Source organism: Brevibacillus sp. TJ4, assembly GCF_044627595.2.
Classification (GTDB): Bacteria; Bacillota; Bacilli; order Brevibacillales; family Brevibacillaceae; genus Brevibacillus.
This window is the reverse complement of record NZ_CP185865.1, coordinates 2,420,762-2,442,148: the sequence shown is the minus strand read 5'-3', so window position 1 is coordinate 2,442,148 and position 21,387 is coordinate 2,420,762. Positions and strand designations below refer to the sequence as shown.

Here is a 21,387-nt window from a genome sequence, read left to right as displayed (position 1 = left end):
AGGGAAAGGAGGTTTTTTGCTGTGAAGAAAAACATCCGCTATCTTTTGTTCTTTTTGAGTATCGGATTGCTCTTGTCTTGGCCCATACACACCTTGTATACGAAGCTGGAGCGCCCGGAAGAAGAAAAACAGCTTCGCGAACTGGATCGGGTCGCTGGCGATCTGCTTGAGTATGTGAAAAAAGGCGAGCTGACAGGCGCGCAGGAAAGCATTCAGCAGTTGAGCCTGCGCTTTCCCAGCCAATCGCTGCCGCTTCCGATTCGGATCGAGGCACTCAATGCAGTCACGCAATCGATTCTCGCAGCCAAGCAAAGCATCCAATCCCCAAGTGAAAGTGAAGAGGACTTGTTATGGCATGCCACTCGCGTCCGTGTGGCGATTGACGCGCTGACCCATCAGCACCAGCCGATGTGGAAAAGCTACTACACGCCGTTTTTGACGCAAGTGCAAAGTCTGCAGAAATCCGCCGTGGAACGCGACATCGAGACGTTTCACGAGCAGTTCGAGGAACATACCCGGCTCTACCTGGCGCTCAAGCCGGCGATGAGCATTCACGTATCGGAAGCAAAAATGGCGTCGATCTCGGCAGCCTACGAGCGAATCGTCAAAGAGATGCACAAGAATGACCGGGATTGGCTGTTGATTCGCGAGGCGCTTCGGGATTTGCACGGGCTGATCGAAACGGCGTTTGTCGGGGAAGATACGAGCGCTTTCAGTCGACTGATGATGCGGCCTGACTCGCCCATTTTGATTATGAGCAGCATCATCACCGCATTGCTGCTGTCTTTGGCTTATGTGGCGTACCGCAAGTACCAGGCTGAATTTCATACGACGTGAGCAAAAGAAAAAACCTTGCCTTTGATCGGCAAGGTTTTTGGTTTGGATCTGTTCTGAACGGGCTAGTCCTGCAGCGGCTTTTTGTTTTCGTCGAGTGTAAACCCTTCCCCCAATACCTCGTGGACGTCATTGACGATGACGAAAGCAGAAGGGTCGAGGTTCTGGATGATCGCCTTAAACCGCATGACTTCGTTGCGGCTGACGACCACGTAGATGACCTGCTTCTCTGCACCGGAAAATGCCCCTTTTCCAGAGAGCAAGGTCACACCGCGCCCGAGGTTGAGCACTTCCTGGGCGATTTCTGTGGCACGATCAGAGACGATGGTGAGCGCTTTGGCAGCGTACGCGCCTTCTTGCAGGAAATCGATGACGCGAGCAGCGATAAAGACGACGACCAGTGTATACATCGCACTTTCCAGGTTCAAGTAGATGAGTGAGGCACCGATGACCAGTATGTCGCCGAGAAACAGCGTGCGGCCCATGCTGACGCCGTAATATTTTTGCAGGAGGCGGGCGATGATGTCGACGCCTCCGGTCGTACCGCCGTAGCGGAAGATCAGTCCCAGCCCTACGCCAATCGCTACCCCGGCGTACAGCGAAGCGAGCAGCCGGTCGTTCATCGGCAAGGGGAGGACGTTGTCAAAAATCGAGAGAAACAAGGACAGCGAAAGCGTCCCTAAAATGGTATAGAAAAAGGAAGTCCGACCGAGTATTTTCCATCCCAAAATAAACAGCGGGATATTCAAAGCGAGGTAGACGATCCCTTGATCCACGCTGGGAACAAGCAGTTTGATCAGGATGCTGATCCCGGTCACGCCACCTTCTGCCAGATGGTTGGGAATGTTGAACGAGTTGATTCCGAATCCCATGATTGCCGAGCCGATAATAATGGCGATTATGCTGTCTAGGCGAATTTTCATCGTACCCTCCTGTTTGCATCAAAGCTGGCCCGCATCTTCACCACAGTCAGCTTCATGGTTTACCGTATGCCATTATAGCGGAAGTGTTCTTCGCTTGTCCATATGTTGGAAGCGACGCTTTCAGATTTGGCAAACACAGCCTTTTCGGTTACGATAATTGAATAAGGCAAGTTTGGAAAAAAGGAGTGTCCAGATGGAACAGCAGAAGACCATACAAGAAATCCAAAAAGAAGTAGACCAATACATATCGCAGTTCAAAGAAGGATACTTTTCGCCGCTCGCAATGATGGCGCGGATGACAGAGGAAGTAGGCGAGCTTGCCCGGGAGATCAATCATCATTATGGCGAAAAGCCGAAGAAGTCGGACGAAGGCGAGAAGACAGTAGAAGAGGAGCTTGGCGACGTCTTTTTTATTGTCCTCTGCTTTGCCAACTCCCTGGGCATTGACCTGCAGGAAGCATTTGATCGTATTATGCACAAATTCAACACGAGAGATAAAGATCGCTGGACGAGAATCGAGGAGACGGAATAATGGGACAACACATACGAGTAGCAGTAGCAGGAGCAAAAGGACGGATGGGACAGGAAGTCGTGAAAATGCTGGGACAGGACGACCGGCTTGCCTATGTCGGAGAACTGGACACGCGGGAAGATGAGTCCGCAGTCAAAGCCCGTCTGGAAGAGATGAAGCCCGACGTATTGGTCGATTTCACCACGCCGCATAGCATCTATCGCAACCTGGAGCTGTGTCTGGAGCACGGCGTACGGCCTGTGGTCGGCACGACCGGTTTGAGCCCGGAACAGATCCAGGAGATGGACAGACGTTATTCGGAGAGCCAGCTCGGCTGTATTATCGCCCCGAACTTTGCGATCGGCGCGATTCTGTGCATGAAGTTTGCCGCAATGGCTGCGAAGTACATGCCGCATGTGGAAATCATTGAGCTGCATCACGACAAAAAGCTGGATGCTCCAAGCGGTACGGCTTTGAAGACAGCAGAAATGATTGCGGCAGTACGCCAGGAACAAAAACAGGGACATCCTGAAGAGAAGGAGACAATCCCTGGAGCGCGTGGAGCAGACTATGACGGATTCCGTATTCACAGCGTCCGTCTGCCGGGAATGGTCGCCCATCAGGAGGTATTGTTCGGTGCGACAGGTCAAACCTTGTCCATCCGTCACGACTCGATCAACCGGGAGTCGTTCATGCCTGGAGTGAATATGGCGATCAAAGCGGTGATGAACATGAGCGGCTTAGTGTACGGGCTGGAGCATTTGATTGATTAAACAGTTGTTTAATAGAGAGTCACTGGGATAGAAGGGGAGGGAATTTCCGTGAAAATTGCATTGATCGCTCACGACCGGATGAAAGAAGAAATCGTCCAGCTTGCCGTGGCTTACAAGCCAATCTTGGCAGAGCATGAGCTGTTTGCTACCGGAACGACAGGACAGCGGATTATCGAGGCTACCTCTTTGCCGATTACCCGGTTTCTCTCCGGTCCGCTGGGGGGAGATCAGCAAATCGGTGCGATGGTCGCCCGCAATGAAATGGACATGATTATCTTTTTGCGCGACCCGCTCACCTCGCAGCCGCATGAACCTGATATTCAGGCGCTCGTGCGACTGTGCGACGTCCACAAGATCCCCTTTGCGACCAATTTGGGAACGGCGGAAATTTTGCTCCGCTCTCTGGAACACGGGGAGCTGGAGTGGCGCAATATCGTGCGCGGGGAGCGATGAAAAATGGACAGACTGGATATATTGGCAATCGGGGCGCACCCCGACGATGTGGAAATCGGGGCTGCCGGAAGTTTGCTATTGGCGGCGAAAAAAGGGCAGCGCACCGGTATTCTTGACCTGACGTATGCGGAGCTGTCATCCAACGGCAATGTAGAGCGGCGGCAACAGGAAGCAGAAGCTGCCGATCGCCTGTTGGGGGTAGCCGCGCGATACAATTTCGGTTTTCCCGACCGGGGACTGGAAGCGGTGCGGGAGAGCGCAATCAGCAAGGTGGTCGAGCTGATTCGCACTACGCGGCCACGTATCGTGCTGGCCCCGTACTTTCAGGACCGGCATCCCGATCACGAAAGCGTCAGCAGAATCGTTCGCGAGGCAGTATTTTCGGCGGGCATACGCAAATACCAGCCGAACGAGGCGACACCAGCCTACCGCCCGGAGCAACTGCTGTACTACTTTATCAATTCTACGGTGACCCCGCAGGTCGTCGTAGATATAACATCGGTATATCCAGAGAAAATGGAAGTGCTTCGCTGTTACCGAAGCCAATTTGAGCTGGAAGAAGGAAGCGTGGCGACGCCGTTGACCAACGGCTATCTGGAATCGGTGGAATACCGGGAGCGGCTGTTTGGGCAGCAGGCAGGCGTTCCATACGCAGAGGGCTTTGTCAGTGCGGCGCCTTATGTACTCACCAGCTTGTGAGAAGGAGTGTCATCCAGAAATGAATATTGGAATCACCTGTTATCCGTCACTTGGCGGATCAGGAGTGGTGGCGACGGAACTGGGCAAGCTGCTGGCGGAGCGTGGGCACCAGGTTCACTTTATTACCTCGGGTATTCCCTTTCGCCTCGGTTCGTACTATCCGAACATTTTTTTCCATGAAGTGGAAGTCAACCATTACGATGTGTTTAAGTATCCGCCCTATGACTTGAGCCTGGCGAACCGGATGGCGCAGGTGGCGAAAAACGAAAAGCTCGACTTGCTGCATGTGCACTACGCTGTGCCGCATGCCTTGTGCGCCTATCTCGCCAAACAGATGGTCGGGGAGCAGTTGAAAATTGTGACGACCTTGCACGGGACTGACATCACCGTACTCGGTTACGATTCCAACTTGAGCGATATGATCCGCTTCGGCATCGAGCAAAGCGATCTGGTGACGGCTGTTTCCAACGATCTGATCCGGCAGACGAAAGAGCTCTTGCACGTGGACAAGGAGATCGTGCCGGTGTACAACTTTGTCGACAAGCGGCGCTATTATCCAAAAGAAGTGGGTCATCTCAAAAAAGGTTTTGCGCCCAACGGTGAAAAAATTATCATGCACATCTCCAATTTCCGTCCGGTCAAGCGGGTGCCAGACGTAATCGAGGTATTCGACCGGGTGCGGGCCGAAATGCCGGCGAAGCTGTTGTTGATCGGGGAAGGGCCGGAGATGGGCCTGGTGCGCAACATGGTCAAGGAGCGCAGCCTCGACCAAGACGTCTGCTTTCTCGGGAAGCAGGAAGACGTCGCCGAAGTCATCTCCATGGCCGATCTGATGCTGCTTCCGTCCTCCAAGGAAAGTTTCGGGCTGGTCGCCCTTGAGGCGATGGGATGCGGCGTGCCTGTCGTGGCGACCGAAGCCGGTGGTTTGCCGGAAGTAGTGACCGACGGCGTCTGCGGCTTCCTTTTGCCGATTGGCGATGTAGAGGGCATGGCTGCGGCGACGATCCGCCTGTTACAGGATGAGGCGATGTATCAGCAGTTTTCGCAGAACAGCATTGAGCGCTCCAACACGACGTTTTGCCACGAGAGGATCGCCACGCAGTATGAGGACCTGTATCGCCAGCTTCTCAGTGAAAATAACGTGTCCATCTAGGAGCGCTGCGCGGCACCTTTTACATACTGAAGCAATTTGGCCATCAGGATAAACAGCCCATACAGCATTCTCATGGATGATGCCTCCTTCCTCGGGATGGGGATGCAAAGAAAAACAGGAGTGAACGTGAGTGGGGTATGAACAAGCTGCTGTTCGCATTATTGAAAAACTCGAAGAGCACGGATTCGAAGCGTACTTTGTCGGTGGCTGCGTACGCGACTGGCTGCTCGGGCGAACGGTGCACGATATAGATATATGTACGAATGCCCATCCTGGCGACGTCATCTCCTTGTTTCCCGACCACGTGCCCACAGGGCTGAAGCACGGTACAGTATCGGTAAAAATGGACGGCTATTTGTTTGAAGTGACCACCTTTCGCACAGAAGGGAAATACGAGGACTACCGCAGGCCTGCCGATGTGCAGTTCGTCTCCGATCTGAAGCTCGACCTGGAGCGGCGCGATTTCACGATCAATGCGATGGCGATGGACCGTGACCGACGGCTGTACGATCCGTTCGGCGGGCAGCAGGATGCGCAGCAACAGCTCATCCGTGCCGTGGGCGAGCCCGGCGAGCGCTTTCGCGAGGACGCACTGCGCCTGCTACGTGCTGCCCGTTTTGCGGCGCAGCTTGGCTTTTCGATCGAGGAACAGACACTGCATGCGATGCGGACAACTGCGCCGCTTTTGGCGCACATCGCCGTCGAGCGAGTCCGCGAAGAGCTGAACAAACTGCTGAACAGTCCAACGCCCGAGCGGGGCTGCCAGATTATACAGGATACGTCCTTGCTGCTGGCATTGCCCGGATTGCAGCAACTCTTTGCGGTATCGTGCCCGCAGGCGTGGCGGCTGGTGCATGTCGGCTCAGTCGCGCAAAAATGGGCGCTGCTCTTGTACGCGGCAGGGTATACATGCGAGCAAGCTCGTCAGGTCTGTCTCTATTTGCGCATGTCAAAGCGGGAGACTGAGGATATGGCGTTGTACGTGCAGATGCTGCGGGAGATCGGGCCACAGTGGGATCGCCCTGCACCCGTCGCCTGGGGAACCATGCTGCTGCGCCACGGGTTGCCGGTCTGTCAGCAACTGCACGAGCTGCTCCGGGCTTGCTGGTGGCAGCGGCGCAGTGAGTGCCCGTCCGAGGAACTGATGCAGACGTACGAGGCATTGCCCGTCAAATCGGGAAAAGAACTTGCGATCAACGGACGCGATCTGCAAGATGAGATCGGCAAAAAAGCCGGGGAATGGGTCGCGCACGTCCTGCACTATTTGTTGGAGCAGACGGCATTGCACGGCTTGCCCAACACCCGGGAGGCACTGATCGAAGCGGCGAGGAAGGAGGTCATTCGCAATGAATATTAAACAAGTGGTCTTGCAGGCATTTCGCGACCGCGCAGGCGACTTCGTATCGGGAGAAGAGCTGAGCCGGATTTGCGGCTGCTCGCGGACAGCGGTATGGAAGCATATCGAGGAGCTGCGCAGCGACGGGTACGAGATCGAAGCGGTGCGCAAGTCCGGCTACCGGCTGATCGTCGCCCCCGACCGGCTTTCCGCCGCCGAGGTCATGGCCGGGCTTGGCACCGAGCGGATCGGCCAGCTCGTCTACGATTACGATGAAGTCATATCGACCCAGCCGATCGCCCATGAAGCGGCAGCCAAAGGCGCGCCGGAAGGGACGATCGTTTTGGCCGAGCAGCAGACGGGGGGCAAGGGAAGACTCGGGCGCCAGTGGCATTCGCCCAAACATTCGGGGATTTGGATGAGCCTGATCATTCGTCCCGTCATCCCTCTGCCGAAGACGCCACAAATGACGCTTTTGACCGCCGTCTGCATGGCCAGATCGATTCGCGAAGAGACGGGACTGCCTGTCAAGATCAAATGGCCCAACGACTTGTTCGTCGGCGATAAAAAGGTGTGCGGCATTTTGACCGAATTGAACGCCGAAGCAGACCGCGTGCACTACCTGGTCATCGGGATCGGCATCAATGTAAACAGCGAAGAAAGCGACTTTCCGCCGGAGCTGGCAGGGATCGCCACCTCCTTGCGCATCGAATCGGGCGGCAAGGTCAATCGGTTGCAACTGCTCCAGCGTTTTTGCCGCAATTTTGAACAGACCTACGATGAGTATCTCGCGCACGGGTTTCAGCCGATCAGGGAAGAGTGGGAAGCGCTCTCGTACACGATCGGCCGCTGGGTCAAAGTGGAGACGGTCTCGCAAAAGCTGGAGGGGCGCGCGATCGGACTGGATGACGAAGGCGTGCTTCTCGTCGAGGACGAAGCGGGACTGCGGCATAAAGTGTATTCTGCTGACGTCAATTATCGTGCAAATCCGTAAATCTTCTGTTATACTCCTTACGAAGAGGCTGTATCACCCGGTGAACAGCACTCCTGGTATGATCCTTTCGAGTTTTTTGATTGCTGCACGGTTACACTACGATTTTGGACAAAAATCTGCTCAGAGCCTGTAAGGACCGAGACAGAAGGAATCCGTTTTCGACGCGAAAATGTCTCTTTGGCATGGACAACCTTCTCCCGTATTCGGCGAGGAGGTTTTTTTGTTCAGCCAATCCTTTCGGCCCAAGCATGCCAGAGGTGAAAAGGATGGCTACTGAAAAAAAGATGACGACAACTTCGATCCGCAAGAAAAAAGAGCTGGGGCAACCGATCACGATGATCACCGCATACGACTACCCTTCCGCCAAGCTGGTAGAGGAAGCGGGGGTGGACATGATACTGGTGGGGGACTCGCTGGGGATGGCTGTACTGGGTTATGACTCGACGATACCCGTGACCATGGAAGAGATGCTCCACCATACGAAAGCGGTCACCCGTGCTGCGAAGCGCAGCTTTGTCGTCGCAGACCTGCCGTTTTTAAGCTACCACAAATCAGAGGAGGAAGCTGTCGGCAACGCGGGGAGATTGATGCAGGAAGGTCTGGCGAAGGCGGTCAAAATGGAAGGGGGCAGCGAGCTTGCCCCGATCGTAAAGCGGTGTGTGCTGGCGGGAATACCCGTGGTCGGACACATCGGACTGACGCCCCAGGCCGTCCATCAGCTAGGCGGCTACAAGATTCAGGGACGCGACCTGGCGCAAGCGAAAAAGCTGCTCTCCGACGCGATCGCGCTGCAGGAAGCGGGAGCGTTTGCCCTGGTGCTGGAATGTGTCCCCGAAGAAGTCGCCCGCCAAATTGCGAAAGCGCTGGAAATTCCGGTGATCGGCATTGGCGCAGGAGCGGCATGCGATGGCCAGGTACTCGTGTTCCACGACGTTCTCGGCTATGCGTCGCAGATTACGCCTTCCTTTGTCAAGCAGTATGCGAACGTAGGGACGACGATCCGTGAAGCCGTCGCCGCCTATATCCGCGAAGTGGAGGCGAGGGCGTTTCCGGGAGCGGAGCATGTCTTTCACGCCTCGGAGGAAACGATCAAGCATTTGTATAAAGAAGGAGCGGGGGAACAATGATACAGACGTTGCAGCAAGTCTCGACGATTGCGGAGATGCGCGCCATCGTCGCGGAAGCAAAGCGGCAAGGCAAAAAGGTCGGGATCGTGCCGACGATGGGCTACTTGCACCAGGGGCATCTCAGTCTGGTGGCCGAAGCCAAAAAAACATGCGACCTGGTCGTGATGAGCATTTTCGTCAACCCGCTGCAGTTCGGGCCAAACGAGGACTTTGAGCGCTATCCGCGCGATCTGGAACGCGACCGGCAACTGGCGCAGGAGGGCGGCGTCGATGTCCTGTTTACGCCGAGCGTGAGCGAAATGTACCCGCAGCCGATTATGACTACCGTTTCCGTTGCCAATGTGAGTGCCCCGCTGTGCGGAAAATCCCGCCCCGGTCACTTCGACGGTGTGTCGACAGTGGTGATGAAACTGTTGCAAATTGTCCAGCCGGACTTTGCTTATTTCGGGCAAAAAGACGCGCAGCAGGTTGCTGTCGTCACGCAGATGGTGCAGGACTTGTCTGTACCGGTAGAAATCATCCCGTGTCCGATTGTCCGGGAAGCCGACGGACTTGCGATGAGCTCGCGCAACGTCTACCTCAGTGCGGAAGAACGGGAGCAGGCCCTTGTCTTGTCGCGCAGCTTGCAGCAGGCGCAGACCTGGATTCGGGAAAAAGCGTTGCCAGCACGAATTCGCGACGGAGTGATCGCGATGATCAGCGAAATGCCACTGGCGTCCATCGACTATGTCGAGATTCTCCACTACCCGCAACTGACGCCCGTGGATGAGCTGGAGAGCGGACAGACGGTCATCGTCGCACTGGCAGTTCGCTTTGGACATACACGCCTGATCGACAATGTGATAGTTACCGTATAGCAAACGACAGAACGGATAGCAGAACGTAGGGGAGGACACCAATCATGCTGCGCAACATGATGAAAGCCAAAATTCACCGCGCCACCGTAACAGAAGCCAATCTGAACTACGTGGGCAGCATTACGATTGACAAAGATTTGCTGGACGCACTCGATATTTTGCCCAATGAAAAGGTGCAGATCGTCAACAACAACAACGGGGCGCGACTGGAAACATACGTGATTGCCGGTGAGCCGGGCAGCGGCGTAATCTGCCTGAACGGGGCGGCGGCACGACTCGTCCAGGAAGGCGACATCGTCATTATTATCGCCTACGCCTGGATGACCGACGAAGAAGCACGGACGTACACGCCGCGAGTGGCGATCATGGACGAAAACAACAAGATCAAGCAATTGATCGCAGAAGAGGTTCACGCCACCATCCTCTAAAGCGTGGCGCCAGGTCCTGAATAGAGCCCACCCCCTTGTGAGACAATGAAACTACTACGCCTATCACAGGAGGTGGGTTTTTTCGTGAAAATCGAAGACTGGTTCTCGGGACTTTCCAGCGAGGCGAAGACAATCCAGGAAAAATGGCCACAAGCGAGCGAACAGGAGCGGATGAAGATGGCTGACCAGCTTTTTTATCTGCGCCAGGTAAGCGATCGCGTCGTCGACTTGTGGATTCAGTTTGAAGAGCGGCTTTCGCACACGATTCGCTACGTGAAACAACTGGAAGGACAGCTCCCGCCGGAGACGGATGAACAGGAGTACGAACCGGAGGCTGACAAGGAAATTTTGCACAAGCAAGCGCAAGATGCGTCACCTGCATATACAGCACATACACCGAAACCGGACGGTCCGTTTTTGCGCGAGTACGAGCCGCTGTTTCGGCGGGGTGAAGGGTTTTACCACCTGCGCATGTACCCGGATGCGAAAGCGTGTTTTGCCGAATTGATCGAAGTGTCGCCGGATTGGGAAATCGGCAGGCTCTACTACGCCCACAGTCTGTTGTTTTGCGAGGAGCGCGAGTTGGCAATGCGCGAGTTCCGCCTGTTGGGCAAGTCAGCCAGTTCTCCCAATGTGACCGCGATCAGCTACAACGCACTCGGCTGCATGCTGGCAGAAGAAGGACAGTGGCTGGAGGCGGCGCAGGCGTTCAAGGCAGCGCTGGAAGCAAAGCGGGAGAAAAAAGTTGCCCAGTACAATCTCGCCTTGTGCTACTTGCTGGACGGAGATGCCCAGGAAGCGCTGGATGAGATCGACGCCTACCTGGAGTCGCATCCGCATGACTGGGAGGCGCAAATGCTGTGGCTGCGGGCTGCGCAAATGCTCAAAGAGATGGATATGACCCAGGAGCTTGCACCCCCGGCCTCGCTCAAGTTTCCCGTTCGCGAGATGAAAACCGACACTTTGCAGGAAATGGCCTTTTTGTACGAATCCGTCGGCAATTACCATCGCGCGCAAATCTGCTATCACTTTCTCGCCGAGAAGCTGCCGAAAGAAGGCTGGACGTGGCACGGACTGGCCTGGAACACATGGCTCGTCGCCGGTACCCGTCGCGCTCTGACGCTGTTGAAAAAAGCGATTTCTCTTTCGCCGGATAACCTCGACTTCGTCTTCAGCTACGGCTGGATGATGCTGTTTGACGGGCGGATCGAGGAGGCGATGGCTGCGTTTCGCACGATGCTGGAAAAAGAACGGGATCATCGTCTGGCCCAATCGGGGATGATTTCCGCGTATGAAAAACAGGGGGATATTCAGGCAGCGAAGCATCTGGCCAAAACATTTTTGCAGGACGAAAAACCGTATGTGCGTGCGCTCGGACTGTTTCACATGGGACGCTTGAGCATCGCAGAAGGGAACTGGCGGATGGCGGAACAGTATTTCCAACGCTCTGCTTCGATCGACGACCAGATCCGGGAAATTCCGCTCTATTTGCATCTGTGTGCGAGCAAGCAGGGAAAACAGCCGCAGACGAGCGAGCTGTTGCAGTCGTAGCGCGGTGTCCAGCAGGAAAAACGGCCGCTTTTGCCGAAGTGGTGAGTAGTGGCCCGATTTGTCTTTTGGCCGAGTTATGAGGTGACAAACGCTTTGAATCGATTTGTAGTTGTAGACTTTGAAACGACGGGGAGCCATCCGCGTCAGGGAGATCATATCATCCAGATTGGCGCTGTCACGGTGGACGACGGCCAGATCGTCGACAGCTTTTCCACCCTGGTCAATCCGGGGTATGCACTGCCGCCATTCATCACCCAGTTGACAGGGATCACAGATGATATGCTGGCGGATGCACCGAGCCTGGAGGAAGTGCTGCCCCGTTTTTTGCCGATGCTGGAAGGGCGGACATTCGTCGCCCACAACGCCGGTTTTGATCTTCAGTTCTTACAAGAAGCCCTGCTGAGCCAGGGCTATTATACGTTTGACGGGTACGTGCTGGATACCGTAGAGCTGTCCCGCCTGTTGATGCCGATGCAAAACAGCTACCGCCTGCAAGAGCTGGCCTCCGACCTGGAGATCAGCCATGACCGTCCACACCAGGCAGACAGTGACGCTTTGGCGACGGCGAAGCTGTTTTTGCATCTGTACGACATTTTGCGCAACCTTCCGATGATGACGATTCAGCGCCTGCAAATGCTCGTATCGTCGTTTCGCAGTGATCTGGGCACGCTGCTGCGGCATGTGGAAATGGAAAAACTCGCAGAGCTGCCAGAGTGGGAGGAATCTTCGATCAAAGACGACTCCGGCATGTGGGACGTCTATCGCCAGTTGGCGCTGCGCAAACGCAAAGACAAGCTGACCGCGTCCTTTCAGCGGGCACAGGGAGGTCGTGCCGACGATCGCAGCTTTGCGGACACGCTGGAGCACGTCATCGGCGAGCAGGGCAGCATGACCGAGCACGTTCCAGGCTATCAGCGGCGGGACGCACAGGAAGCGATGATGCACGCCGTATTTTCCGCGATGCAGGACGGGACCCACTTGCTCGTCGAAGCCGGGACGGGGACAGGAAAATCGCTCGGCTACCTGCTGCCGGGCATCATCTGGGCGAAGCAAAACGGCCAGCCGCTCGTCGTCAGCACGAATACGATCCAGTTGCAGGAGCAGCTTTTCCAGAAGGAGATCGCCGTTCTGCAGCAGTCCCTGCCGTTTTCGTTTACCGCTTCGACCTTGAAGGGGAGAGGAAATTACCTCTGCCTGCGAAAATTCGAACAGGCGTTGGAAGAACGGGTAGAGGGCAGCAGTCAGGAAATACGCCTGGTCAAAGGGCAGATGCTGGTCTGGTTGACCCAGACAGAGACGGGCGATGTGGAAGAAATCAGCCTGCCAGCCTCGGGGCAGCTTTTTTGGCAGCAGGTGAAAAGCGATACCCGCTCCTGCCTCAACCGCGCCTGCCCGTGGTTTAGCCGCTGCTATTACTTCCAGGCCAAGGAGCGCGCCCGCGAGGCAGACGTGCTGATCGTCAACCACGCCTTGCTGTTGAGCGATCTGCAGGCAGACAACCGCATTTTGCCCAGCTTCGAGACAGCGGTGATCGACGAGGCACATCAACTGGAAGGGGCGGCCACGCAGCATCTCGGCAAGCAGTTTTCCACATCGCAACTGCTCTTTTTGCTGGATCGGCTCGCCTGGGAAAAAGGCAGCTTGTTGCAGCGCTACGTAGAAGAGTGGAACGCTCTCGCGCCGGAATCAGCCAGCGAACGAAACGAACTGGCTGCCGAGCTGGAGCAATTGACCCAGCCGCTGCGGGAAAAGGCGCAAACGTGGACGACGACGCTCTACCAATGGGCCGCAAAGCGTGCGGAGGAGACGGCTGAATCGGGACGGGAAGCCGTACGCTACAAACATTCGCAGTTCGTCGGAAAAGGCGAGCGCATCAGCAGAGAGGCAAAGAAAATCGTCGACTCCATGGCGGGCGTCGCTGCCGCGCTGGAACGGCTGTTTCAGACTGAATCCGAAGAAAAGCCGACGTTTTCCCTCAGGAGCGTAAAGACGGACCTCTCGGGGCTTGTGCACGACTGGCAAGCCGCGATGGAGCTGTTGCACTTTTTCTTCCTGGATCACGACGCCCGGTACGTGCATTGGATGGAGGTCGATTCGCGAGCTGCCCGCAAGCAGGTTCACGTCCATGCAGCACTGCTGGAGATTTCGGAAGCATTGGTCCAGCCGCTGTTTGAACAAAAACGCAGCCTGGTGCTGACTTCGGCTACACTGACGGTCAAAAACAGCTTTTCCTATGTGAGAAGCCGGCTTGGACTGGAACAATTGCCGGAAGGGCGCGTGCGAACGCTGGAGATTCCGTCCCCCTTTGACTACCCCAACCAGGGATTGCTGCTCATTCCTTCCGATTTTCCGGCACCAGGCAAGGAAGGGGATCAGGCGTATATCGATGCGGTTGTCCAGGGGTGCGTCGACGTTGTGCTGGCGGCCAAAGGCAGAACGATGATCCTGTTTACCTCGCATGCCATGCTGCGTCTCGTCTACCAGGGCATGAAGGAGCGTCTGGCAGAAAGCGAGCTTCCGTATACGCTTCTCGGACACGGAATCGACAGCAACAACCGCAGCAAGCTCGTCAGCCTGTTCCAAAACCTGGAACAAAGCGTGCTGCTGGGGACGAGCAGCTTTTGGGAGGGTGTGGACATCCCGGGAGAAGCGCTGAGCTGCCTGGTGATCGTGCGCCTGCCGTTTACTCCGCCGAATCATCCCGTCTACCAGGGGCGCGCCGAACAGATCAAGGAGCAGGGCAAAAACGCCTTCATGTCGATGGCGCTGCCGCAGGCGGTCATTTTGTTCAAGCAAGGAGTCGGCAGACTGATTCGCCACCATTTGGACCGCGGGGTCGTAGTCGTCCTCGATTCGCGAATCGTCGAAGCCCGCTACGGCAAAACCTTCCTGCAATCGCTGCCGCCATACCGGATGGAGGGCGGGAGTTGGCCGGAAATTCGTGAACAAATCAAGCTATTCCTGAGTAGTCCGCCTCTGTTGGATTCATAATAATGAAGCAATAGTCTAGCAGGGATTTAGGTGATAAAATACGATGGTAGGGAATAGCAGATGGGTCTGGCTGCGGCTTGTGCTTTGTACGGCGTTGCTGTGCGGCTGCTCCGTCGTCAGCCATGCGGCAGCGATCCCGGCAATCAAGGTCGAAGATCCGCTCGCCGCAAAACACGAGGACGAATTTATCGGATTGGTACTTACGTATTTTGCTTTGCCTGAAGGAGAAAGCACGCTCGTTCGTCTCCCGGGCGGCAAAAAGCTGCTGATCGATACAGGCAGCGCCAGTGACTGGCCGGTGCTGCACAAGCAGTTATTGGATCGCAAAGTAACCCGGTTGGACTACGTGGTCATAACGAACGATCAGCCGGAGTATGCCGGAGGGTATCCATCTCTTCGGGAGAAGCTGGAGATCGACACGGTCGTCATGCCGAAGCTGACAGAGACGGTCATTCGCAAGGGTGTTCCGGTGCCGTCAGCCGACAAGCAGCTTGCCCTCGTGGAAAATGACCTGCTCAAGCTGGATGAAGACGTATTTCTGCGCGTATTGCTGCCCAACGAGCCGCTGTTTCTCTCGCCGCAAAACAACTCGCTTGTGTTTCGCCTTGAGCATGGCAAGCTGCGCTTTTTGTTTACCAGCGGCATCAATGAAAAAGCCGAAGAACGGCTGCTGGAGCGCGATCCCGAACAGGTGAAGGCCGAGGTATTGAAAGTGGGCGACCAGGGGAGCAATCAAGGCTCTTCCCAGCCGTTTTTGAGCAAAGTAGACCCGCAGATCGCGATCATCTCGACCGGCAAAAAGCTGGACAGTTTGAAAGAGAGCCAGGAAGTGCTGGAGCGGCTGGGCGAATCATGGGCGGAAACCTACATCACCAGCCAGGATGGGACGATCACGATTTTGTCAAACGGGAAGGATTACCGGGTACTGAAAGAAAAGCAGTAAGGGGGAGTGACCGCGAGTGAGCAAAGAGAGAAAAATTTCCGAGGCGGTCGTTCGCCGCTTGCCGATCTACCTTCGCTACTTGACCTATTTGCAGCAAGTGGAGGTAAGCACTGTCTCTTCCCAGCAAATGGGCAAGCATCTCGATGTGAATCCGGCCCAGATCCGCAAAGATTTGGCTGCGTTTGGCGATTTCGGCAGGAAAGGCATCGGCTACGATGTCGACTATCTGGTGGAAAACATCCGCCAAATCCTCAAACTGAACAGCGAAATCCGGGTGGCGCTGGTCGGAGCGGGACATTTGGGCCACGCCATCAGCAATTACAATGTGTACATGAACGACAACATGCGCATTGCTGCCATTTTTGACAATGATCCAGGCAAACTGGGGACGAAAATCGCGGGAATCCTGATTCAGCCGCTGGAGGAACTGGAACAGACAATCAAGGCGAAGAACATCAGGCTGGCGATTATGACGGTTCCGGCAGCCGCCGCGCAGTCGGTATGCGATCTGCTGGTGGAAGCCGGCATCAAGGGGATTTTGAATTTTGCACCAACGACGATCCGCGCCCCCAAACATGTGCGTATTCACTACGCGGATGTGACCTCCAATTTGCAAAGCTTGGCCTTTTACCTTACATAGAAGAACGGAGTTGTCCTGATGAAAAAGACGATTTTGACTCATGCTACCGTCATCACGGTAAACGAACAAAACGAAGTCATCTACGATGGAGCAGTGGCATTCGCAGATGGAAAGATTACGTATGTAGGACCGACGCCTGCCGATCTCTCCGGCTACGATGAAGTCATCGACCAGAAAGGCAACTATGTACTTCCCGGACTGATCAATACACACGGCCACGCTGGCATGTCCCTCTTGCGCAGCTACGCCGACGACCTGCCGCTGCAGCAATGGCTTCAAGACAAGATGTGGCCGATGGAGGGCCAGTTCACAGGCGAGCACGTAAAATGGGGCACGCACTTGTCGCTGATCGAGATGATCCGCACCGGTACGACTACATTTGTCGATATGTACGACCATATGGACGAGGTCGCCAAAGCGGTACAGGAAAGCGGGATGCGGGCGCGTCTGTGCCGCGGAATGATCGGGCTTTGCTCCGAAGAAGAGCGCAAGGCAAAGCTGCAGGATGCCACGCAGTTTGCCAAGGATTGGCACAACCAGGCGGACGGACGCATCACGGTAATGATGGCGCCGCACGCTCCGTACACGTGCACACCTGATTTCATTACGCAAATTATCGAAATTGCAGACGAGCTTTCCTTGCCGCTGCATATTCACATGTCCGAAACCCGCTTTGAAGTCGAGCAAAATGTACAGGACTACGGTCTGCGCCCGGTCGCCCACCTGGAAAAACTCGGCATGTTTGAGCGTCCGACGCTGTTGGCGCACGCGGTGCACCTGACGGATGAGGAAATCGACGTTTTGGCAAAATACAAGGTAAAGGTTTCACATAATGTAGTCAGCAACCTGAAGCTGGCCAGCGGTGTCGCGCCTGTACCGAAGATGCTCGCCAAAGGCATCTCCGTCTCGTTGGGTACCGACAGCTCCGCGAGCAACAACAATCTGAACCTGTTCGAGGAACTGAAGCTGGCAGCGATTTTGCACAAAGGGGTCAACTACGATCCGATCGCCATTTCTGCCGATGAGGCACTGCGCATGGCGACGCGCTACGGTGCAGACGGTGTGTTCCAGGCAGATACGCTCGGATCGCTGGAGGTAGGCAAACAGGCGGACATGATCGTCCTGGACAGCTATCAAGCCCATTTCCAACCGGCGAATAACCCGGTCGGCCATGTGGTTTACGCTGCCAACGGACGCGACGTGAAGGATACGATCGTCGCCGGACGCTTCCTGATGCGCGACCGCGAGCTGCTCACGATCGACGAGGAAAAAGCGATTTTTGAAGCAAACCGCGTATTCCAGCAATTGCAACGATAAAAGGCTCCTGCCGGGTGCGACAGGAGAAAAGCTGTAGGTGTAGGTAGGGGAATTTGGAAATCACATCAAGGCCGTACTCATTTTCGCCACAGCTCAGACAGATTGTGATGGCGAAAACAAAATTCAGGTGCGTGAGACGATGTGCGCAGCGGTGATGACAACGCTGCCCAGGAAACGCGGTATTCCTGCAACAGAAACCCCACTACATCAGGAGATGTGGTTCGTAGCGTCCTGTTCACGCGCTCACCTCCTTCGGGTGTACAAGTAGTATGACCGCTCACCATGGGGCTATGAGTAGCAACTTTTCCGTCCTGTTCTAAAACCTTCCCATTTCACATAGACATACACAAAATGGGACAGGGGGAAGGAAGATGTATATCCGGCCCAAACTGTTGTGGTGGGGTATTCCCGCCTTTCTGTTGTTGTTTCTGTTGGGAGTCAGCCTGGGGCTGATGGGAAACCGAGGCGAACCGGAAGCGGTGAACACGGTACAGGCGGACGGTCAGCAGGAGGCAGAAGAGCTGCGGCTTGTGTATTTGCTCGATCAGCTTACGAACGAGAAAGAGCGGTCATTTCTCGTCAGCATGAAAGACTACACGCTGGAAGGTACCTACGAACAGGAGCGCTTCCACCTGTCCGGCGAAATTGGCGGCCACCAGTTGGAGATGAAGCGTGATGACCAAAAGCAGGTGACGGTTCTGATCGATGGAGAGCTTCAGGACCACACGGCGCTTCCTTATGCCCTGTATACCCCGCATGAGCACGCACAACTGCTCAAAGGCGTCCTGAACAGTTTGCAGGCAACACCTGTGCAAAGTGCTGACGATCACAGCTTGCGCGGGTATCGTCTGTCTGTGCCTGCGCATGAAGTGACACTGTTGCTTGACATGTGGCTCGGTCCATCGTTTCCCGTAAAGGAAATGCATCCGGAAATCGCCAAACAAATTGCCGTCCAGTACACGCTCTGGTATGATGGGGTATCAGAACAGGTTCGTGAGCTGGATGTGGAGCTGAGAATGGCCACCTCCGCCGGAGAGAAGCACGATATACTGCGCTTTCGCCTGTAACTGGTACGTATAGAGAAAAGGAGTTCGTCGGTTGTGGCTGTCCGAATCATAGCAGGAATTTTGGTCATACTACTTCTTGTGGCGGGAGGCTTTGGGTATCATCTCACCTCTGCAGTCGTATCGAAGAAGCAGGACTTTGAGCAGCAGGTGGAACAATGGGTACGAGAGCGGACGACGATTGCGGAAATCGAGTCCATTGACGAATACCGTGGCAAGCAGCACTACGCTGTGGTCATCGGCAAGAACAAGGTGGGAACATCGGTCGTAGCCTGGCTGACCGAGGATGAGGTCGCATTCGACCGGATGGATCTCGCTGTCCCACGGGAAAATGTAGAAGCAGCCATTGCCCAAAACTATCCGGATGCGGGCATGGTCCGTATGGTTCCGGGACTGGATGGCGACAAGCGATTCTGGGAAGTGACCGTGCAGGACAAGGATGGACGCTTCCATTACTTGCACTACGACTTGTTTACGGGCGAATTGCTCACCTCGTACGTGCTTTCGTCCACCTGATCTCATACAATGTGAACGTGTTCCACGGAGGTCTTTTCTCGCGCAGAAAAGGCCTCTTTGCCATGCTACCCAACATCTGCATGCAAATTAGTATATACTCATGTGATATACTGGTTTCGATGCAAAAACGAGAGAAGGATTGGGACATAGCAGGGGGGAGAAGCAGTGCAACTTAAAAAGATCAATGTCGTGTTTTCTTTGCTGGCAACGCTTGCACTCCTGTTTGGAGGATGGTTTTTGTACCAAAAAATTCAAATCGAGGAGCCGATTCGTGCGCAAATCGGACAGCTTGAATCCGCTACCTTGAATGGTTTGAAAATGGAATCAGAGAATATTCACATAGATCTCACGGTGACCAACCCGGAAAAATTTCCGAATGAGTACAAGCAGCTGCTGGAAAAAACGACAAAGCTGGCCGGTGACAAAAAAGTTGTAATTACTGTCGCCAATTCGTCGGAGGAGATTCGCTCCATATGGCATCAAGGGCAGTTCGTCTTCACGGAAGCGATCGACCTGCACCAGTACAGCCGAATTCCTGAGCTTATGGAGGAATGGAAGGCAAGCAACGGTCTCGATGAGGCGTTCGCGCTCATGGATGAGACCCATATTTACGTCTATATGAAAAAAGGAACAGAAGATTTTTACACCATTGTATCTCGCTCGATGGAAAACGAGGTGAACGCGAATGCATAAAGAGATTTGGATTGGCTCGGCAGTGGGCCTGATTCTCTTTCTTGTGTTTCTGGGGATTAACGTCACGCCGTTCTTGCTCGTAGCGGTCGTCATCGGGATTATCTTCTTCATGCTGATGCGACAGCAGGCGGGAGGAACGGGGGGCAACATCGCACTTGGCAGATCCAAGCAGCAAAAGCATGTGATTCCCAGGTCAAACATCCAGTTTGCCGACATCGGCGGACAGGAGAGGGCCAAAAAAGAATTGAAGGAAGCGCTTGATTTTCTCGTCTACAAGGAAAAAATCGAGCAGTACGGCATCCGCCCGTTGAAAGGAGTCCTGCTGACAGGGCCTCCGGGAACGGGAAAAACATTGATGGCAAAGGCGGCAGCCAACTACACGAACTCCGCGTTCGTCGCCGCGTCTGGCTCGCAGTTTGTAGAAATGTACGTCGGGGTCGGGGCGCAGCGGATTCGCGACTTGTTTAAGGAAGCGAAGTCGACCGCGGAGAAAAACAACCAGGACAGCGCGATTATTTTTATTGACGAGATCGACGTGATCGGCGGCAAGCGTGACGGCCAGCAGCAGCGCGAGTACGACCAGACGCTGAACCAGCTGCTGACCGAGATGGACGGAGTGGCGACCAGCGACAAGCCGCGTGTACTGGTGATGGCCGCGACCAACCGCAAAGATATGCTCGACGCCGCACTGTTGCGTCCGGGCCGGTTTGACCGCCACATCAGCGTGGACTTGCCGGACAAGTATGCGCGTGAGCAAATTCTCACGATCCACACGGCGAACAAGCCGCTTGCCAGCGATGTTTCGCTGGAGCGTGTGGCGCAGGAGACGTTCGGGTTTTCCGGGGCGCAGTTGGAGAGCGTCGCCAATGAAGCGGCGATTTACGCCATGCGTGACGGGAGCGAAAAGATCGAAATGCGTCACTTTGGCTACGCAGTGGACAAGGTGATGATGGGGGAAAAGGTCGACCGCGAAGCATCCGAGGAAGAGAAGCGTCGCGTCGCCCTGCATGAGCTCGGCCATGCCATCGTCAGCGAGCATGTCCGTCCCGGCTCTGTCTCCCAGGTCACACTGAGCCCGCGCGGACAGGCGCTCGGTTACGTTCGTCAAAATCCGATGGAAGACCGCTATCTGTACACAAAAGATGCACTGGAGAAGCAGATCATGGTTTGCCTCGGCGGAGCAGTGGCGGAAGAAATCTACTACGGCGGCAGAAGCACCGGCTCCAAGAATGACTTTGAGCAAGCACTGGGGATGGCCCAGGAGATCGTCCAGAGCGGGATGTCCGAACTGGGTATTGTGCATCTCCAGTACGTGGACAAGACCCGTATTCACGATGAAGTCGAGCGTTTGCTGGAAAACATGCTGGAAAAAACACGGGCGCTGTTGAGGCAGTGCGATCCCGTCTTCCAGCACGGGCTGAAGACACTCTGGGATGCGGAAGTGCTCCAGGGCGATGAATTCCGTGCCGTGTTGAAACAGTACGTGCCGCAACAGCAGGAAGTCGCGGTATAACCTAAGACTGTGCAGACATTCAAACGAACTCTGTTTGAATGTCTTTTTTTTACATAAGAGGGGAAAACAAT

The 21,387-nt window shown here is 55.2% G+C and carries 21 protein-coding genes; 20 read left to right on the top strand and 1 reads right to left on the bottom strand.

The annotated features are described in order from the left end of the window. Positions 1–21 precede the first annotated feature (21 nt). Positions 22–837 (top strand): sporulation protein YpjB, encoded by an 816-nt coding sequence (locus tag ACAF76_RS11860; protein WP_400163760.1) that lies wholly within the window; start codon positions 22–24, stop codon positions 835–837. A 62-nt stretch (positions 838–899) separates the two neighbouring features. Here the strand turns inward: ACAF76_RS11860 and ACAF76_RS11855 are convergent, their stop codons facing one another. Beyond that, entirely contained in the window at positions 900–1,757 is an 858-nt protein-coding gene (locus tag ACAF76_RS11855) for a YitT family protein (RefSeq protein ID WP_400163759.1), read from the bottom strand. A 193-nt stretch (positions 1,758–1,950) separates the two neighbouring features. Here ACAF76_RS11855 and ACAF76_RS11850 point away from each other — a divergent pair, with 193 nt between their 5' ends. The 19 genes from ACAF76_RS11850 to ACAF76_RS11760 all read left to right on the top strand — a co-directional run bounded on the left by ACAF76_RS11850 (position 1,951) and on the right by ACAF76_RS11760 (position 21,316). Next, complete coding sequence (locus ACAF76_RS11850; RefSeq protein ID WP_400163758.1) at positions 1,951–2,289, top strand: nucleotide pyrophosphohydrolase; 339 nt, start codon at positions 1,951–1,953, stop codon at positions 2,287–2,289. Beyond that, the gene (gene dapB, locus ACAF76_RS11845) at positions 2,289–3,041 is read left to right on the top strand and encodes a 4-hydroxy-tetrahydrodipicolinate reductase (protein WP_400163757.1); all 753 of its coding nucleotides are present in this window, start codon (positions 2,289–2,291) and stop codon (positions 3,039–3,041) included. Before ACAF76_RS11850 ends, dapB begins: the two co-directional genes overlap by 1 nt. Before the next feature lie 48 nt (positions 3,042–3,089). Then, the gene (locus tag ACAF76_RS11840; protein ID WP_400163756.1) at positions 3,090–3,494 is read left to right on the top strand and encodes a methylglyoxal synthase; all 405 of its coding nucleotides are present in this window, start codon (positions 3,090–3,092) and stop codon (positions 3,492–3,494) included. A gap of 3 nt (positions 3,495–3,497) precedes the next feature. Then, positions 3,498–4,193, top strand: a complete 696-nt coding sequence (bshB1, locus tag ACAF76_RS11835) for a bacillithiol biosynthesis deacetylase BshB1 (RefSeq protein WP_400163755.1) — start codon at positions 3,498–3,500, stop codon at positions 4,191–4,193. A 19-nt stretch (positions 4,194–4,212) separates the two neighbouring features. Continuing rightward, positions 4,213–5,346, top strand: coding sequence for an N-acetyl-alpha-D-glucosaminyl L-malate synthase BshA (bshA, locus tag ACAF76_RS11830; RefSeq protein ID WP_400163754.1), 1,134 nt, complete (start codon positions 4,213–4,215; stop codon positions 5,344–5,346). A 130-nt stretch (positions 5,347–5,476) separates the two neighbouring features. Further along, positions 5,477–6,703 (top strand): CCA tRNA nucleotidyltransferase, encoded by a 1,227-nt coding sequence (locus ACAF76_RS11825; RefSeq protein ID WP_400163753.1) that lies wholly within the window; start codon positions 5,477–5,479, stop codon positions 6,701–6,703. Then, entirely contained in the window at positions 6,693–7,676 is a 984-nt protein-coding gene (locus ACAF76_RS11820; protein WP_400163752.1) for a biotin--[acetyl-CoA-carboxylase] ligase, read from the top strand. Before ACAF76_RS11825 ends, ACAF76_RS11820 begins: the two co-directional genes overlap by 11 nt. A 266-nt stretch (positions 7,677–7,942) precedes the next feature. Then, positions 7,943–8,803, top strand: coding sequence for a 3-methyl-2-oxobutanoate hydroxymethyltransferase (panB, locus tag ACAF76_RS11815; protein WP_400163751.1), 861 nt, complete (start codon positions 7,943–7,945; stop codon positions 8,801–8,803). Beyond that, positions 8,800–9,660, top strand: coding sequence for a pantoate--beta-alanine ligase (gene panC, locus ACAF76_RS11810; protein ID WP_400163750.1), 861 nt, complete (start codon positions 8,800–8,802; stop codon positions 9,658–9,660). The genes panB and panC overlap by 4 nt, the downstream gene beginning before the upstream one ends. 44 nt (positions 9,661–9,704) lie before the next feature. After that, positions 9,705–10,088, top strand: a complete 384-nt coding sequence (gene panD / locus ACAF76_RS11805) for an aspartate 1-decarboxylase (RefSeq protein WP_400163749.1) — start codon at positions 9,705–9,707, stop codon at positions 10,086–10,088. An 84-nt stretch (positions 10,089–10,172) separates the two neighbouring features. After that, the gene (locus ACAF76_RS11800) at positions 10,173–11,639 is read left to right on the top strand and encodes a tetratricopeptide repeat protein (RefSeq protein WP_400163748.1); all 1,467 of its coding nucleotides are present in this window, start codon (positions 10,173–10,175) and stop codon (positions 11,637–11,639) included. 93 nt (positions 11,640–11,732) lie between these two features. Next, positions 11,733–14,630 carry an ATP-dependent DNA helicase DinG gene (gene dinG / locus ACAF76_RS11795; protein WP_400163747.1) on the top strand — a complete coding sequence of 966 codons (2,898 nt, stop codon included), beginning with the start codon at positions 11,733–11,735 and terminating at the stop codon, positions 14,628–14,630. A 43-nt stretch (positions 14,631–14,673) separates the two neighbouring features. Then, positions 14,674–15,573 (top strand): ComEC/Rec2 family competence protein, encoded by a 900-nt coding sequence (locus ACAF76_RS11790; protein WP_400163746.1) that lies wholly within the window; start codon positions 14,674–14,676, stop codon positions 15,571–15,573. A gap of 16 nt (positions 15,574–15,589) precedes the next feature. Then, complete coding sequence (locus ACAF76_RS11785; RefSeq protein ID WP_400163745.1) at positions 15,590–16,213, top strand: redox-sensing transcriptional repressor Rex; 624 nt, start codon at positions 15,590–15,592, stop codon at positions 16,211–16,213. Positions 16,214–16,231: 18 nt separating this feature from the next. Further along, on the top strand, positions 16,232–17,530 hold the full coding sequence (locus ACAF76_RS11780; protein ID WP_400163744.1) for an amidohydrolase: 1,299 nt from the start codon (positions 16,232–16,234) through the stop codon (positions 17,528–17,530). Positions 17,531–17,901: 371 nt separating this feature from the next. Further along, complete coding sequence (locus ACAF76_RS11775) at positions 17,902–18,597, top strand: hypothetical protein (RefSeq protein WP_400163743.1); 696 nt, start codon at positions 17,902–17,904, stop codon at positions 18,595–18,597. Positions 18,598–18,630: 33 nt separating this feature from the next. Then, positions 18,631–19,110, top strand: coding sequence for a DUF5590 domain-containing protein (locus ACAF76_RS11770; protein WP_400163742.1), 480 nt, complete (start codon positions 18,631–18,633; stop codon positions 19,108–19,110). A 165-nt stretch (positions 19,111–19,275) separates the two neighbouring features. Then, on the top strand, positions 19,276–19,803 hold the full coding sequence (locus ACAF76_RS11765; RefSeq protein WP_400163741.1) for a hypothetical protein: 528 nt from the start codon (positions 19,276–19,278) through the stop codon (positions 19,801–19,803). Then, positions 19,796–21,316 carry an AAA family ATPase gene (locus ACAF76_RS11760; RefSeq protein WP_400163740.1) on the top strand — a complete coding sequence of 507 codons (1,521 nt, stop codon included), beginning with the start codon at positions 19,796–19,798 and terminating at the stop codon, positions 21,314–21,316. The genes ACAF76_RS11765 and ACAF76_RS11760 overlap by 8 nt, the downstream gene beginning before the upstream one ends. Positions 21,317–21,387 lie beyond the last annotated feature (71 nt).